Annotated in this window: 15 protein-coding genes; 5 read left to right on the top strand and 10 right to left on the bottom strand. The window is 70.9% G+C overall.

The window, feature by feature from the left end:
- Window positions 1-33: 33 nt before the first annotated feature.
- A complete protein-coding gene (locus IT072_RS10885; RefSeq protein WP_223356397.1) occupies window positions 34-936 on the bottom strand; it encodes a patatin-like phospholipase family protein in 903 nt (300 codons plus the stop codon).
- Window positions 937-1,091: 155 nt separating this feature from the next.
- Between IT072_RS10885 and IT072_RS10880 the strand changes: the two genes are divergently transcribed.
- The 3 genes from IT072_RS10880 (at window position 1,092) to IT072_RS10870 (ending at window position 2,955) form a co-directional block, all read left to right on the top strand.
- Window positions 1,092-1,838: a phosphotransferase gene (locus IT072_RS10880; RefSeq protein WP_223356395.1), complete on the top strand. Its 747-nt coding sequence runs from the start codon at window positions 1,092-1,094 to the stop codon at window positions 1,836-1,838.
- A 62-nt stretch (window positions 1,839-1,900) separates the two neighbouring features.
- Entirely contained in the window at window positions 1,901-2,326 is a 426-nt protein-coding gene (locus IT072_RS10875) for a MarR family transcriptional regulator (RefSeq protein WP_223356393.1), read from the top strand.
- Window positions 2,327-2,385: 59 nt separating this feature from the next.
- Complete coding sequence (locus tag IT072_RS10870; protein ID WP_223356391.1) at window positions 2,386-2,955, top strand: YbhB/YbcL family Raf kinase inhibitor-like protein; 570 nt, start codon at window positions 2,386-2,388, stop codon at window positions 2,953-2,955.
- A 21-nt stretch (window positions 2,956-2,976) separates the two neighbouring features.
- Here IT072_RS10870 and IT072_RS10865 read toward each other — a convergent pair whose 3' ends face one another.
- Window positions 2,977-3,501: a hypothetical protein gene (locus IT072_RS10865; RefSeq protein WP_223361035.1), complete on the bottom strand. Its 525-nt coding sequence runs from the start codon at window positions 3,499-3,501 to the stop codon at window positions 2,977-2,979.
- A gap of 89 nt (window positions 3,502-3,590) precedes the next feature.
- Between IT072_RS10865 and IT072_RS10860 the strand changes: the two genes are divergently transcribed.
- A complete protein-coding gene (locus IT072_RS10860; protein WP_327058904.1) occupies window positions 3,591-4,439 on the top strand; it encodes a methyltransferase family protein in 849 nt (282 codons plus the stop codon).
- 125 nt (window positions 4,440-4,564) lie between these two features.
- On the opposite strand, the gene IT072_RS10855 is transcribed toward IT072_RS10860, so the two are convergent.
- From IT072_RS10855 to IT072_RS10820, 8 genes are all read right to left on the bottom strand, one after another.
- Window positions 4,565-5,299 carry a cupin domain-containing protein gene (locus tag IT072_RS10855; RefSeq protein WP_223356389.1) on the bottom strand — a complete coding sequence of 245 codons (735 nt, stop codon included), beginning with the start codon at window positions 5,297-5,299 and terminating at the stop codon, window positions 4,565-4,567.
- Window positions 5,296-6,207 carry a PmoA family protein gene (locus IT072_RS10850; RefSeq protein ID WP_223356387.1) on the bottom strand — a complete coding sequence of 304 codons (912 nt, stop codon included), beginning with the start codon at window positions 6,205-6,207 and terminating at the stop codon, window positions 5,296-5,298. The genes IT072_RS10855 and IT072_RS10850 overlap by 4 nt, the downstream gene beginning before the upstream one ends.
- Window positions 6,204-7,340, bottom strand: coding sequence for a Gfo/Idh/MocA family protein (locus tag IT072_RS10845; RefSeq protein WP_223356385.1), 1,137 nt, complete (start codon window positions 7,338-7,340; stop codon window positions 6,204-6,206). Before IT072_RS10845 ends, IT072_RS10850 begins: the two co-directional genes overlap by 4 nt.
- Entirely contained in the window at window positions 7,337-7,939 is a 603-nt protein-coding gene (locus tag IT072_RS10840) for a hypothetical protein (protein ID WP_223356383.1), read from the bottom strand. Before IT072_RS10840 ends, IT072_RS10845 begins: the two co-directional genes overlap by 4 nt.
- Window positions 7,936-8,865 (bottom strand): carbohydrate ABC transporter permease, encoded by a 930-nt coding sequence (locus IT072_RS10835; RefSeq protein ID WP_223356380.1) that lies wholly within the window; start codon window positions 8,863-8,865, stop codon window positions 7,936-7,938. The genes IT072_RS10840 and IT072_RS10835 overlap by 4 nt, the downstream gene beginning before the upstream one ends.
- Complete coding sequence (locus IT072_RS10830) at window positions 8,862-9,806, bottom strand: carbohydrate ABC transporter permease (protein WP_223356378.1); 945 nt, start codon at window positions 9,804-9,806, stop codon at window positions 8,862-8,864. Before IT072_RS10830 ends, IT072_RS10835 begins: the two co-directional genes overlap by 4 nt.
- Window positions 9,803-11,107: an ABC transporter substrate-binding protein gene (locus tag IT072_RS10825; protein WP_223356376.1), complete on the bottom strand. Its 1,305-nt coding sequence runs from the start codon at window positions 11,105-11,107 to the stop codon at window positions 9,803-9,805. The genes IT072_RS10830 and IT072_RS10825 overlap by 4 nt, the downstream gene beginning before the upstream one ends.
- A gap of 98 nt (window positions 11,108-11,205) precedes the next feature.
- Window positions 11,206-13,092, bottom strand: a complete 1,887-nt coding sequence (locus IT072_RS10820; RefSeq protein ID WP_327058903.1) for a glycoside hydrolase family 2 protein — start codon at window positions 13,090-13,092, stop codon at window positions 11,206-11,208.
- Between the two features lie 155 nt (window positions 13,093-13,247).
- Between IT072_RS10820 and IT072_RS10815 the strand changes: the two genes are divergently transcribed.
- A complete protein-coding gene (locus IT072_RS10815; RefSeq protein WP_223356373.1) occupies window positions 13,248-14,240 on the top strand; it encodes a LacI family DNA-binding transcriptional regulator in 993 nt (330 codons plus the stop codon).
- The last annotated feature ends 2 nt before the right edge of the window (window positions 14,241-14,242 follow it).

Raw genomic sequence — 14,242 nt, 5'->3', positions numbered from 1 at the left:
TGGTCCGATGGCAGTCCCGCGGAGCGTCGGCGTTTACCCCCACAGCTCCCTGACCAGATCGGCCGCCACCCTCCCCTGGGCTTGACCCGCGCGCGCCGCGGGCGGCCGGGTCGCCGGATTCATCATGTCGTCCCCGAACGCCGCGCGGGCGGCGGCATCGGGGAAGATCGTCTCGACACGGCTGCCGTCGGCGCGGAGCCGCTCGGTCTGAGTCGCGAGATCGAGCCCCCACGCGAGCGGGAGGCGGGTGCGACCTCCGAACGGCGACAGGATGAGGACGCGGTCGTATCCCGCCGCCAGGTCCGCGTTGTCCGCGTTGGTCCGGTAGCCGCCGTCGACGAAGTCGCGCTCCTCGATGCGGTAGCCGGCGACGCCGGAGGTGCTGGCCGCGACCGCGTCCACGAGGTCGACTCCACTTGCCCGGTCGAAGACGATCGGCTCCCCGGAGCGGGCGTCGACCGCCGTGAGCAGCAGGCGGCGCTCCGGCCAGTCGTGGCCGGGGAAGCGCGCTGCGACCGTGGAGCGCCACCGGTCCCGGAGGGCCGGGTTCGCGGCGGCGAGCTCAAGCGCGTCCGCGCCGATCCGTCGGCGCATGTCGGCCGGGTCCGAGGCTGCGGCGATGAGGGCGTCGGTGCGCTCGAGGTGCGTCGAGACCGGCCGCGTCGAGGCCGTCGGGCGCGGGCCTCGTCGGCCGTCGGTCCGGACGGGCGGGGCGTCCAAGATGGCGGCGAGCAGTGTACGCGGGTCGGTGCCGGCGAGCTGGGCGGCGGCGGTGGCGCCGGCGGAGGTTCCGACGACGAGGTCGGCGTCCGTCACGTCGACGCCGCCCTCGGCGAGGCCGGCGAGCACGCCGATCAGCCAGGCGTTGCCGGCGGATCCGCCCCCGCCGAGGACGAGGGCGGTGCCGGTGGGGTGTTCGTTCTGCGAAGAGGTCATGAGCGCAGCTTTCTGAAGACAGGAAGGCGCTCCCGCGACGGCTACCTCAGTCGCGCGATCGTGAACTCCGCGGAGCGCCCGGAATGGACTGTTCGAGCATCGGGCTCACCTCCTCGGATCGTGTCACGTTCTCGCACGAGCATACTGTGGGTCAGGTGAACGAGGAAGAGCAGCTCACCGGCGGCAACGCGAGCGGACCCGTCGTCCGCGTGGGCGGCACGGTGCGCAAGTCGTGGACCGCGGCCTCGGCGCACGTCGCGGAGTTCGTCTCCCACCTCCGAGCCGCGGGGGTGGATGCCCCCGCTCCCCTCGGGCGCGACGAGCAGGGCCGCCAGATCACGGAGTTCGTGCCGGGTCGGCTGGCTCTCGACGCTCCCCCGCTGACACTCGGCGAGCTCGGCAGGGTCGGCGCGCTCGTCCGCGCCATTCACGACGCGAGCGCCGACTTCGCACCCGGACGCGACGCCGTGTGGGAGACCCTCCTGCCACCGCCCGACGCCTCCGTGATCTGCCACAACGACCTCGCGCCGTGGAACCTCCTGATCGGAGAGCGCTGGGTCTTCATCGACTGGGACGGCGCCGGTCCGAGCAGCGCGCTCTGGGATCTCGCGTACGCAGCCCAGTCGTTCACGCTCAACGACGTGACCGCTCCGCCGCACGAGGCAGCGCGCGGCCTCGCTGCCTTCGTGGACGGATACGGCGCGAGTGCCCGGATGCGGGAGCTCCTCCCCCGGACCATGCACGAGCGGGCGGCGGCGATGCACGAGCTGCTGAGGTCGGCCCATGAGACCGGCCGGGAGCCGTGGGGAACGATGTACACGAGCGGACACGGGGCGCACTGGGAGGCGGTGACGCGTTACGTCGCCGCCCACCAATCCGTATGGCGGGCGGCAATTGCTTAGTAGTACTTATTAACTGCTAAGGTGTACTCAGCATCCGGAGGAGCCGGAGCGAGAGGGGCCTCATGAGCACGGATATCGAGGAGGTCGCTGCAGACCTGCGCCGGGCCGTCACACGACTGCACAGTCGCTTCCGGTCGGAGCGGGTGGAGGGCGAGGTGCCCGATGCTGCACTGCTCGTCCTTCTCGTCCTGCTGAAGCAGGGGCCGAAGAGCCTGAGCGAGCTCGCCGAGGCGGGCCGGGTGACCCTCGGCTCGATGAGCCAGACGGTACGACGGCTCGAACAGCAGGGCCTGGTGTCCAAGGCGCGTGACACGGAGGACCGTCGCCGCGTGATCTTCACGCTCACCGTTGCGGGAACGACGGCGGCGACGACCTCCCAGCGACACCGGCGCGACTGGCTCAACGCCCGGCTGGCGGAGCTCACGGCCGACGAGCGGCAGGACATCCTGCGCGCCGCCGCTCTGCTCCTCCGGCTCGCGGATTCGTGAAGCCGCACACCGCGACACCCCTCTGACGAACGTTTCCCTGAAAACCTGGAAGAAGGACCATGCATCCCGTCGAAGCCCTCATCTGGCCGCTCGGCCGAACCCTCCGTTCCGTCCGGCCGGACGCCGCACGCAGTCTCGCCGAGGCGCCGGAGTTCCGCGCGGCGCGCACGATCGAGCTGACCTCCCCCGCCTATCGCGACGGCGAGGTTATCCCCGCGAGGTTTTGCGGCCCGCTCATCGGTAAGGACCTCTCCCCCGCGCTGGCGTGGAGCGCGCTGCCGGAGGGGACCGTGGATCTCCTGCTGGTGTTCGAAGACCTCGACGCGCCGCGGTCGGCTCCCGCCTTGCACACGATCGTCGCCTTCGCGCCCCGACCGAGTGGGATCCCGGAGGGCGCGCTCCGCACGGACGACCCCACCCTCCGGTTCCTGCCCACCTTGTTCGGCCGTGCGAAGTACGCCGGTCCGCGACCGCTACCGGGCCACGGCACCCACCGGTACCGCTTCCACCTGTATGCGCTCGACACTCCGGTCGACATGGCCGCCGTCGGATCTCCGGACCGTCTTCCGGCCGCCGTGGCAGGCCACGTCTTGGCTTCGGGAACACTGGCGGGCACGCGGACCTGCTGAGCGACGGCAGCGCCCTCCGGTTCACGGAGCGGCAGTCGCTCGCGCGGCGCGCAGCACGCCCTGCCGGTCGAGCTCCAGCCGCGCGCCGAGCTGCCCGCAGCCGAGATCGCGCAGCGTCGCGCTCGTGCTGGTCGTAGAGGTGACGGTGGCGCCCTGCACGGCGTCAGCGGTGACCTCGATCGACGTTCCGGTGGTGGCCCACGGTGTCGACAAGGGTACGTACAGCGACACTTCGGCGTAGCCGGTCGTGCAATCGCCGCCGACGCACACCCGCACATTCGTTCCCGGATGGGCGTCGATCCAGGGCTGGACGTCCACCTCGATGTCGGGTTGAGGACTGATCGCCTGCCCGCACCGACCGATGGAACCGCAGCCGGCGAGCCCCACGGAGGCGAGCACGACGGCGCCCAGCGCGAGTCCTCGTCTCCCCCACGGGTGCATACGCCGCACGCTACCACCGAGGATGGCCGCGTCGCACTGACGGCGGGCCGCGTTGCGCGGGCAGGGCGTCGCCGCCAGAATGTGGCCGGTGGGGGTCTCGTTCACGCTGCCGGCCCGGTGGGGCCGGGCCTACTTCGCGCTGCAGGCCGGTTGCCGGTGCGGCCTGGTGGGTCGCGGTGTTCAGCGTCCCATGGGTGCGCTCGGCGACGGTGGGAAGCCTCGACCCGATCGCTGTCGCGGTGCTCGACATCCCGCTCTTCGTCGGGGCATCGGCGCTCGCCGCGGCGGGCGTCCGCGTCGCGGTCGCGGTCGCGACGGGATGGACGGTCGTCGTCACGGCGGCTCTCGCGCTCTTCGCGACCGTCACCGGCGAGGCAGGCTGGGGCGTGCTGCTCATGATCGCCGCCGCGGGATGCTCGGTGGCCGCCGCCTGCGCGGTCCTGCTCGGCAGGCTGCCCGCGGAGTGGCTCGTGCGGGGGCCGTTCGCATTCCGCCCCGCGCGCGTGCGGCGCTCGGTCGCAGCGCACGTCGCGGCGACGTTCGGCCAGATCGTTCTCTTCTGGGGCCTGTTCCTGGTGGTGCTGCCGTTCCTCATCGCCGCGGCGGAGAACCGCTGGGGCCTGCGCGTGCCCCTGCCCTCCGCCGTTCTGGTACCGGTCGGCGTCGCTCTCCTCGTGCTGATGAGCGCCCTCGGGATCTGGGCGGCGATCGCGATGTCCACGCGGGGTGGCGGCACTCCCCTGCCCGCGGCGATGCCCAACCGGCTCGTCGTGGCCGGGCCCTACCGGTTGCTGCGCAACCCGATGGCGCTCGCCGGGATCGCGCAGGGCGTGGCGGTGGGCCTCCTCGTCGGCTCCTGGCTCGTCCTCGCCTATGCGATCGCCGGTTCCCTCGTCTGGAACTACCTGGTGCGGCCGTTCGAGGAACTGGATCTCGAGGAGCGGTTCGGCGGGCAGTTCGTCCGCTACCGCGCTCAGGTGCGGTGCTGGCTGCCACGACTCACCCCCTGGTCGCCTGCCCCCGAGTCCGTACACTCGCCCTGACGATCCGAGGCCCACGCACACCGGACGGGGCCGGGCTTGGATCTTCTTCCTCGTGATCCCGGTCGCGGGCCGGATCGTCTACGGCCTCGGACCTCGCCCGGGGAGGAGACGGCGGCGTCGCCGAGTCACCGGGGGCGTGGCCCACCGCGCAGATCGTAGGTGCGCAGACGCCCGCACATCCCGAACCCGCGCGCTCCCGGTGAGGGCGGCGCGGTCTGCACGGTCGCATCGTCGTAGGACGGGACGAGGCCGTCGGCGAGGGCGCGCACCCGCTCGAGCGACCGGTTCGCCTGCGCGAGCGGCCCCCGCTCGATCAGGGCGGACCAGTCGTGTGCCCGGCCGCGCACCAGGCGGGCGGCGGCGGTGTAGAAGGCGGCGAGCGGTGCCGGGTCGCCCGCCTCCGCCGCGTCGCGCAGGATGGAGAAGCCCGCGACGGCGAGATCCCGGCGGCGGGTCGCCTGAGCCGCTCGGGATTCGTCGTCCCCGTCTCCCAGGGAGGTGGCATCGGCGTAGCTGACCGGATCGGCCAGAACCTCGGGAGGGAACGTCATGACGGCATCCCCCGCCTCGGGCAGTCCGGCGTTGCTCATCAGCACGACGACGCGCAGGCCGCCCTCGTTCACCGCCCGGTGGATGGTGCCCGGCGTGAACCAGACGACCGCTCCCTCTGCGAGAGAAGTCTCCCGGAGGCCGGCGCCGTCGATCGTCATCAGCTTGCCGCGCCCGGCCGTCACCACGTATGCCTCGGTGGAGACGAGGTGGACGTGCGGTGTGCCGCCGACCAGCCCGTCGGGTGCGAGGGAGTCGTAGACGTCGAGACGCGAGACACCGGTCGCGCCGGGGAAGGTGGGGTGCGTCATCGGCGTGCCGCGAGCGCCTGCCGGACGGCTGCGGCGAGAGCGGGCGCGTCATCAGCGGTGCCGCTCGCGACGCCGACTCCGTAGCGCAGCCGCAGGAGGCCGTCCGCCGGCACCACGTGCTCCTCGCTGAAGAACTGCGCCGGATTGAGGGCGGCGAACTCCGCGGTGCGGGCGAACCACTGCGGGGGATGTTGCACGTTGGAGGCGTCGTCGAGCATGAGCAGCACGGACGCGTCGTCCGTCTCGTCATGCCGGCCGGCGAACGCCATCCACTCGTGCCGCTGGCCGCGCAGCTCATCCCCGCCGCGCACGCCCGGCGCGACGAGGGTGCCACCGGTGAACGACCGCGGACCGCGCCAGAACAGCCCGCCGTAGCCGGCGTTCTCGCGCCCTCGGGTCGTGGGCGAGCCGAGGGAGATGGCGGCACCGCGGACGTTGCGCAGTGCGGTCGCGAACGTCAGCGCCCAGGCGTCATCCGAGACCGGAGTCGCGCTCAGCGTTCGCCGCTCGGCGAACCAGAGCTCGCCGGACTGCGTCACCCAGTCGAGTTCGTGATCCAGCACGACGGCGTCCCCCTCGGCGGTCACTCGGAGGTCGCCGCGGTGCCGCTGCGAGCCGTTGTTCGGGAGCGCGGTGTATCCGCGACCGTGCACGTACGTCGGACCGCCCCAGAAGTTCTCGTCCTCGACGACCGGCAGCGACCAGGTGATGCCCTTGTGCCACACGTGGTCGTGCGGCCGGTAGAGGCTGACGAGCGCGCCGCTCCGCGTGCGCAACGGGTGCAGGTAGGGCCGCGGCGACTCGACCTGGGGATGTTCGGGCCGGTACACGTAGCGGAACAGCTCGACGTCGCCGTCGAGCACTGCCACGGCGGTGCCCACCTCGTGCACGGCGCGCAGCGCGGTCATCGCGCGACCTCCTTCACCGGCGCCCAGGGGACGCGTCCACCGCTCATCGACGTCATGAACGGGTCGTCGTCGGCGATGGCGCCCGCCGCGATCGGTGTGCGCAGGAAGGCGGACGCGTACGTCGCCGCGGCGAACTCGAGGGTGCGGCGCGCATCGTCGATGGCCACCGTCGGATGCTCGCCCGACGCGAGGGCGTCGGCGATCGCGGCGAACTGGTCCCGGTGGGAGCTGGTCTCCTCGGCGGGCGGGGCGGCGGCCCAGCGGGCGGCGAGCTCCTCATGCCCGGGCGCGGGCGTCAGCGTCCAGTCACCTGTCGTGTACCCGTACACGTGCTCCACCTCGACGGTCGCGAACTCGAAGTCGAAGCGGAGACGCGAGCTCTCCCGCGGTGAGACGAGCGAGTTGACGACGGTCGCGACGGCACCGCTCTCGAAGGTGACGAGAGCGGCGGACACGTCCTCGGTGTCGGTGGGGCGCGACTGCCGCGCCGCGATCGCGGAGACCTCCGCCCACGGGCCGAGGACCGCGAGGAGCAGGTCGAACTGGTGGATGCCGTGGCCCATCGTCGGGCCCCCGCCCTCGACCTCCCAGCGCCCGCGCCAGGGCACCGCGAAGTAGTCGTCGGTACGGTACCAGAGCGTCTCGCAAGTGGCGACGAGTGCTCGGCCGAGCTCCCCGTCCGCGATCATGCGCCGGAGATGGCGCACCGCGGCGCCGAAACGGTGCTGGAACACCGTCAGCGTCGGCACCCCTGTCTCCGACTCGACCCGCGCGATCTCGTCGACCTCGGCCAGGCTGAGGGCCGTTGGCTTCTCCACGAGTGCGGGCACCCCGGCCCGCATGGCTTCGATCGCCAGCGCGGCGTGCGTCTGCGGCGGTGTGCAGATGTGGACGAGATCCACTCCCCCGGCGGCCAGCAGTGCCGTCGCGGACGGATAGGTGCGCTCGACGCCGACGGAGGCCGCGAACGCTGCAGCACGGTCCTCGTCGATGTCGGAGACGGCCACCAGGCGCATCCGGTCGCCGAGCGCGGCGATCGCCTGCGCATGTGCGTGGGCGATGCCGCCGGTGCCGATGATCGCGGAGCGGATCGGGGCGGGGCGCGAGCCGCCCGCCGGTTCAGGCGCGTTCATTCGTGTCCTTCCTGTGCGGCGGCGCGACGACGTCGCTCCGCTGCGACGAGCGCGACGGCCACGAGGCCGGGCGCGATGACGATGAGGGGCGGGAGCATCCAGACGACGGTGACCGCGACGAGCAGGCCGGCGACCACGAACAGGCTCCCGACCGGGTCGGTGATGGCATCGGTCCGGTGCCGTCGCCAGAGCTGCGACCAGCGGGCTCCGGGCTGCCAGCGGGCGGCCACCCGTCCGACCGTGACGGCGGCGACGACGGCCAGCGCACCGCTGACGGCCGCCAGGACGCCGCCCCCGGGGACGAGTCCCTCGACGCCCAGCACCACATTGAGCAGCAGCAGCGCGACCACCGCGGCCGCGATCATGCCGAACAGCCAGCCGCCGCGGATCGCGGCCCATCCGAGCGACGCGAGCTCGCGGACCGAGTCCCGCCTTGCGGACACGTGCTCGTCCAGGTGGCGGGTCCCCGCGGCCAGCGCGGGCACGATGGTCACGATCGGCAGCGAGAGCGCGGTGATGCCGAGGCCGATGACGAGCATCTCCCCGAAGGCTCCGACGCCGCGGCCGCCGAACCGGCGCAGGTCGTCGACCCGTGTCATCCTTTCAGCCCCTGCGTCGCGACCCCGGCCACGAGGTAGCGCTGGAAGGCCATGAAGAACACGACGACCGGCAGCAGCGCGAGGATGGCCATGGCCATCTGGGCGCCGTAGTCGCTGGTCGACGTCTGGTCGACGTAGAGCCGCAGAGCGAGCGGCATCGTGTACGTGCCCGGGTCCTTGAGGTAGAGCAGCGGCCCGAAGAAGTCGTTCCACGACCAGATGAACGCGAAGATCGAGCTGGTCACGAGCGCCGGCTTCATGAGCGGCAGGATGACCGACGTGAACGTGCGCACGTGCCCGGCGCCGTCGATCCGCGCCGCCTCGTCCAGCTCCCGCGGCAACCCGCGCATGAACTGGATCATGAGGAACACGAAGAAGGCGTCCGCCGCCAGGAACTTGCCGAGCAGCAGCGGCCAATACGTGTTGATCATGCCGAGCTGGTTGAACACGATGTACTGCGGGATGATCACGACGTGGAACGGCAGCAGCATCGTCGCGATCATGCAGGCGAAGAACAGGCCTCGGCCCGGGAAGCTGATCCGTGCGAACGCGTACGCCGTCACGGAGCAGGAGAGCACGACGCCCGCGACAGAGGCCACGGCCAGGATCAGCGAGTTCGCGACGAAGGTCCAGAACGAGACCCCGCCGATGCCCTTCAATGCCGTGACGTAGTTCTGAAGCCCGCCGTTCTTGGGGATGAGATCGACCGAGCCGATGATCTCGTTCCCCGGCTTGAAAGACGACATCAGCATCCACACCGCCGGGTAGAGGATCACGATCAGGACGGCGACGGCGAAGACGTGGAACACCACCGACTTCCCGAGACCGCGCCGGCGCGGGCGTCTCGGCGGGGTGATGCCGGGCGGAGTGCGTTGAGCGGTGTCGGCTGCGACGACCGCCGTGGTCTCGGTGTGCGTTGCGCTCATCGCTCGTCTCCCGCATAGTGCACCCACGCTTTCGACGTCCGGAACAGCATGACCGTGACGATGCCGACCGCGACGACGAGCACCCACGCCATCGCGGACGCGTAGCCCATCTGGAAGTCACGGAAGCCGCGCAGGTAGAGGTACAGCGTGTAGAAGAGGGTCGAGCCCGCGGGCCCGCCGCTGCCGTTGGAGATGATGTAGGCCGAGTTGAAGACCTGGAAAGCGTGGATCGTCTCCAGCAGCAGGTTGAAGAACAGCACCGGCGAGAGCATCGGGACGGTCACCGAGAAGAACCGGCGCACCGGTCCCGCGCCGTCCACCGCCGCCGCCTCGTACAGCTCGGCGGGCACCTGCTTCAGTCCGGCGAGGAAGATCACCATCGGGGCGCCGAACTGCCACACCGTGAGCAGGATCAGCATCGGGAGGGTGCGGGAGGGATCGCCCACCCAGCCGCCCTCCGCGGCGGGAGGTCCGCCGAAGAACGAGCCGATCTGGGCGACGATCCCATCGTCGATGAACATCGCCTTCCACACGATCGCGATCGACACGCTCCCGCCGATGAGGGACGGCAGGTAGAACGCCGAGCGGTAGAACCCCTGCCCGCGCCGCGGCTGGTTCAGCAGCATCGCCACCGCGAGGGCCGCGAGCAGTTTCAGCGGCGTCCCGACGAGCACGTACAGCCCCGTGACCTTCACCGCTTGGAGGAAGTTGGGATCGGCGAACAACCGGGTGTAGTTGTCGAGGCCGATGAACGTCGGGGCCGCGAACAGGTTGTAGTTCGTGAAGGACAGGTACAGCGAGGCGAGCATCGGGCCGGCGGTCAGCGCCACGAATCCGATCAGCCAGGGGCTGAGGAACGCGTATCCGGCCCGCGCCTCGCGTCGCGTGCGGGCCGTGCCGCGCCGCTGTGGCGCGGCACGGAGAGCCGTTGCCGTCGTCATGAGCCGAGTGCCAGCGACATCTCGGAGAAGAGCTCGTCGGCGAACTGCTTGCTGGTGATCTGCCCGTACTGCAGCTGCTCGTGCAGGTCGCCCCACTTCGCCTCGATCGTGCCGTACCCGGAGGGCAGGATCGGATAGCTCGCGGTGAGCTCCTTCGAGATCGAGTCGAGATAGTCGAGGTTCACCGTGTCGGCGGGCTGCTGGTCGATCGCGTCGCGACCCGCCTGGGTCGCCGGTGTCCCCAGCGACGTCCCGAAGATCTTCGCGACATCGGGCGATGTGACGAGGTAGTCGACCAGCGCCGCGGCCGCCTCCGGCTGCTTCGAGTTGGCCGAGACGCTGAGCAGCATGCTGGGCTTCGGCGCGAGGATGTGCGTCTTCTCGCCGTCGGCGAGCGGCGGCGTGACCATCCCGATGTTCTCGGTTCCGGCGTCCGTCATCCCTTGCAGGACCGTGGTGGAGAAGTTGAACCAGAGCGCGGACTCGCCCGCCAGGAAGCCGCCGGACGGCGAGAGCGCGATGCTCCGGTCGATCGGATAGAAGGCTCCGGCTTTGCGCAGGCTCGCGGCGCTGTCGAGGAAGGAGATCACGTCCTTCTTGCTGAAAGCGGGGGTGCCGTCTTTCTTGAAGACGGGGTTCTTCTGCTGCATCAGGTGGTAGATGAAGTTCGGGAACCCGCCGGTGTAGTCCTCAGCGCCGTAGATCTTCGGATCCGACGAGGCGCCCGCCGCGTCGACCTTCTTGATGAAGGCGTCGAGCTGATCCCAGGTCATGTCGCCCGTCGGGTACGCGATGCCGAGCTTGTCGAGGATGTCCTTGTTGTACATCATCGACCAGGCGTTCGTGCCGAGCGGGACGCTCTCGAGCTTGCCGTCCACCGTCCCCGAGCCGAGCACGTTGTCGGCGACGCCCTTCAAGGGGAGGAGGTTCTCGCGGTAGGGAGTCAGGTCGAGCAGGAGCCCCTTGCTCGCGTACTCCCCCAGGTAGCCGGCGTCCATCATCACGACATCCGGCAGCGCGTGTCCGGCGGCCTCGGTGTTGCGGGCGGTCCAGTAGTCGCCCCACGCGTTGAAGTTCCGCACGACCTTGACGTTCGGATACTCCTTGTTGAATCCCGCGATGGCCTGCTCGAACCGGGCGGCGCGGTCGTCGTTGCCCCACCAGGAGAACGAGATCTCGGCCTTCGTGTCCTTGTCGAATGTGACGTCCGCGGGCTTCGCGGCGCCCCCGCCGCCGCAACCGGCAAGGGCGAGCGCGGCCGCGGCGGCGATCGCGAGGCTCGCTGCGATCCTTCGTGACATGTGTTTCCTCCTCATCGAGTCGGGCGGGTCCGCCCTGGTGGATGCGGGCGGATCGCCGCACGCATCCGGTGTCGTGGTCTGTGGATGGCCGCCGCGGCTCAGCCGCCTGCGACGACGCCGGCCGCCGTCCTCTCCTCACCGGAGATCAGGGCGCGGAGGCGGCCCAGGGGGAGCTTCGGCTCCCGCCGCTCCGTGAGCAGGCCGTTGCGCTCCTGCATCGTGTCCGTGAGCTGCGTCCAGCACCAGCCGGCGAGGCCGTCCGGACGTCCCCGGTGCCCGCGGGTGGATGCCTGCACGGCCGTGAGGATCGCGGTGACGCGTTCGGCGTAGTCGGCCGCGCCGACCGCCTCGGAGTAGCCCCAGGAGTCCGCCGGGCTCTCATCGGCCGCCCAGGCGACGCCGCCGAACTCGGTCAGCATGATCGGCTGGCCGTCGTCGACCGTCCCGGGGAGGCGGATCCGCCGGCCCGCCGGACCGATGCCGGCGATGTACGTGCGGAGCGCGTCGTCGTCGACGGCGTAGCGGCGCCGCAGCACGTCGCCATCGGGCTCGTAGTCGTGCAGCGTCCACAGGTCGGACGTGCCGAGCTCCCAGCCGTCGTTCGAGATGACCGGCCGGGTGGGGTCCAGTGCCCGAGTCAGCTGGTAGAGCGCCTCCGCGAACGCGCGCTGATCGGGACGCGTTGCGATGTGCTGCACTCCCCAGCTCTCGTTGAGAGGCACCCAGGTCACGATGCTGGGGTGGCTGCGGTCCCTCAGGACCGCCTCCCCCCACTCGGCGATGGTCCGTCGCACCGAGCGGCTGTCGAACGCGTAGGTCGCCGGCATCTCGCCCCAGACCAGCAGTCCGAGCCGGTCGGCCCAGTACAGGAATCGATCGTCCTCCACCTTCTGGTGCACGCGCACGGCGTTGAAGCCGAGCTCGCCGATCAGCTCCGCCTCACGGCGGAGGGCGTCGCCCGAGGGAGCGGCCAGGTGCGAGTCCGGCCAGTATCCCTGGCTGAGCACGGAGCGGAGGACGAGGGGACGCTCGTTCAGCAGGAAGGCCCCGTCCGCGCAGCGTACCGAGCGCAGTCCGAGGTAGCTCGCCACCACATCCTGCTCGACACCGTCGACATCGACGTGGACCCAGGCGTCGAGCAGCGTGGGAGACGCGGGCGACCACAGCAGCCGCTCGAACTCCTGACCGTTCCCTTGACCGGCGAGCGGGAGGGTGACGGTCGCGATGGTGTCGTTCACGACGGCGCGTGTGGAGCCCAGGATGCGGTCGCCGTGGGCGACGACCACCCGTATGGCCGCCTCCGCCCGCCGGCTCAGCTCGACCTCCACCGTGACGGTGCCGACGCTCTGGTCGCTCGTCCACCAGAGGGCGGTCACATGCTGCGGCCGTACCGATTCGAGCCAGACCGGCTGCCAGATGCCCGTGGTGCGGTGGTACCAGATGCTGTGCGGCGACTCCCGCCAGTCCTGCTTGCCGCGAGGCTGCGCGATGTCGTGCGGGTCGTCTTCGGCGCGGACGACGAGGGCGTGCGTGTCGGAATCGCCGTCGAGTGCGTCGGTGACGTCCACCGTGAACGGCGTGTGCCCACCCGTGTGACGGCCGACCTCCTGCCCGTCCACCCACACGCGCGCCTGGTGATCGACGGCGCCGAAGTGGACGAGAAGTCGATTCCCCGCGACGTGCCCTGCTGCCGTGAGGTCGGACGCGGCGAGCTCCCTGCGGTACCAGACGATCGGGTGGTAGCCGGTGTCGTTGATGCCCGAGTCGACCGATTCCGGCGGGAAGGGGACGGTGATCGTCCGCGGGAGGGCCCGGCCGTCCGCCCAGCCGTCGACGAGCCCGCGATCGTCGTCGTCGAACCCGAATCCCCAGTCGCCGTCGATCCCCCGGAAGGAGGCGCGCAGCAGCTGGGGGCGCGGACGCGCTGTCTCCATCCGGCTCGCGCGCAGCGCTGCCGTCCCTGACCCGTCGACCGTTCCTGACACCCGTCTGACTCCTTCGTCCGCTGCTGTGTTCGTCGCGGGACCGAATCAATGGTTCCACGTTGAACCATGACGATAGTTCAACGATAAACTAGAGTCAAATGGTTGTCGTCGGAAGGCGCGTCGAGAAGCCGTCGGCACGTGAAGGGAGGGGCTCGATGCCGAGAGTGACGCTCGCCGATGTGGCGGAGCGCGTGGGCGTGAGCGCCAAGTCTGTCTCGAATGTGGTCAACGGGACCGGCTGGGTGAGCGATGCCGTGCGCGAGCGCATCCTGGCGGCGATCGACGAGCTCGGCTACCGCCCCAACCTCGCGGCCCGGCAACTGCGCAACGGGCGCAGCGGTCTGATCGCCCTCGTCGTCCCCGACCTGCGCGAGCCGTACTTCGCGGAGTTCGCGTCCCGCTTCGTCGCGCGCGCCCAGCAGCGTGCGCTCACCGTGCTCGTCGCCCAGACCGGCGGCGAGCACGCCGCCGAGCTCGACATGATGTCCGGCGTCGGATTCCCGGCGCTCGACGGCATCGTGCTGAGCCCTCTGCAGCTGACCGCTGCGGACGTCGCCGACCGCCCCCCATCCCCGCCACTCATCGTGATCGGCGAGCAGGCGGAGGCGCTGGTCGGGCCGGGAGTGCATCACGTGGGCATCGACAACGTCACCGCCGCCGCCGCCGCGACGGCCCACCTGCTCGACGCGGGCCGTCGACGCATCGCCGCCGTCGGTGTGCAGGAGGCCGGACCGAGCGCGACCTCCCGACTCCGCTTCGACGGGTACAGGCGGGCCCTCGACACCGCCGGCATCCCGCTCGATCCCGCCTTGTTCGCCACGGTGGAGCACTTCAACCGCGCCGAGGGCTCCCGCGCGGTGCAGCGACTCCTGGACGACGGCGTCGACTTCGACGCGCTGTTCTGCTTCAGCGACAGTCTCGCGCTCGGCGCGCTCTACACGCTCGGCTCGGCGGGCATCGCGGTGCCCGAGAGGGTGGCGGTCATGGGGTTCGATGGCATCGAAGAGGGCCGCTTCCACATCCCGACGTTCTCCACCGTCAATCCGGGCGTCGAGGACGCGGCGGGTACGATCCTGGATCTGTTGGGCGCGCCTGCTCTGCCGCCGGGCGCGCACCACAGTGTGCCGTACGCGATCATCGCCCGCTGAGC

This window comes from Leifsonia sp. ZF2019 (genome assembly GCF_019924635.1).
Classification (GTDB): domain Bacteria; phylum Actinomycetota; class Actinomycetes; order Actinomycetales; family Microbacteriaceae; genus Leifsonia.
Note: the sequence above shows the minus strand (reverse complement) of the source record. Positions and strands in the feature narration are given on the sequence as shown.

Coding starts and splice junctions, on each gene's coding strand:
- IT072_RS10815 (WP_223356373.1), top strand. CDS start 13,248: ATGCCGAGAGTGACGCTCGCCGATGTGGCGGAGCGCGTGGGCGTGAGC.
- IT072_RS10825 (WP_223356376.1), bottom strand. CDS start 11,107: ATGTCACGAAGGATCGCAGCGAGCCTCGCGATCGCCGCCGCGGCCGCG.
- IT072_RS10855 (WP_223356389.1), bottom strand. CDS start 5,299: ATGACGCACCCCACCTTCCCCGGCGCGACCGGTGTCTCGCGTCTCGAC.
- IT072_RS10850 (WP_223356387.1), bottom strand. CDS start 6,207: ATGACCGCGCTGCGCGCCGTGCACGAGGTGGGCACCGCCGTGGCAGTG.
- IT072_RS10830 (WP_223356378.1), bottom strand. CDS start 9,806: ATGACGACGGCAACGGCTCTCCGTGCCGCGCCACAGCGGCGCGGCACG.
- IT072_RS10875 (WP_223356393.1), top strand. CDS start 1,901: ATGAGCACGGATATCGAGGAGGTCGCTGCAGACCTGCGCCGGGCCGTC.
- IT072_RS10840 (WP_223356383.1), bottom strand. CDS start 7,939: ATGACACGGGTCGACGACCTGCGCCGGTTCGGCGGCCGCGGCGTCGGA.
- IT072_RS10845 (WP_223356385.1), bottom strand. CDS start 7,340: ATGAACGCGCCTGAACCGGCGGGCGGCTCGCGCCCCGCCCCGATCCGC.
- IT072_RS10885 (WP_223356397.1), bottom strand. CDS start 936: ATGACCTCTTCGCAGAACGAACACCCCACCGGCACCGCCCTCGTCCTC.
- IT072_RS10835 (WP_223356380.1), bottom strand. CDS start 8,865: ATGAGCGCAACGCACACCGAGACCACGGCGGTCGTCGCAGCCGACACC.
- IT072_RS10870 (WP_223356391.1), top strand. CDS start 2,386: ATGCATCCCGTCGAAGCCCTCATCTGGCCGCTCGGCCGAACCCTCCGT.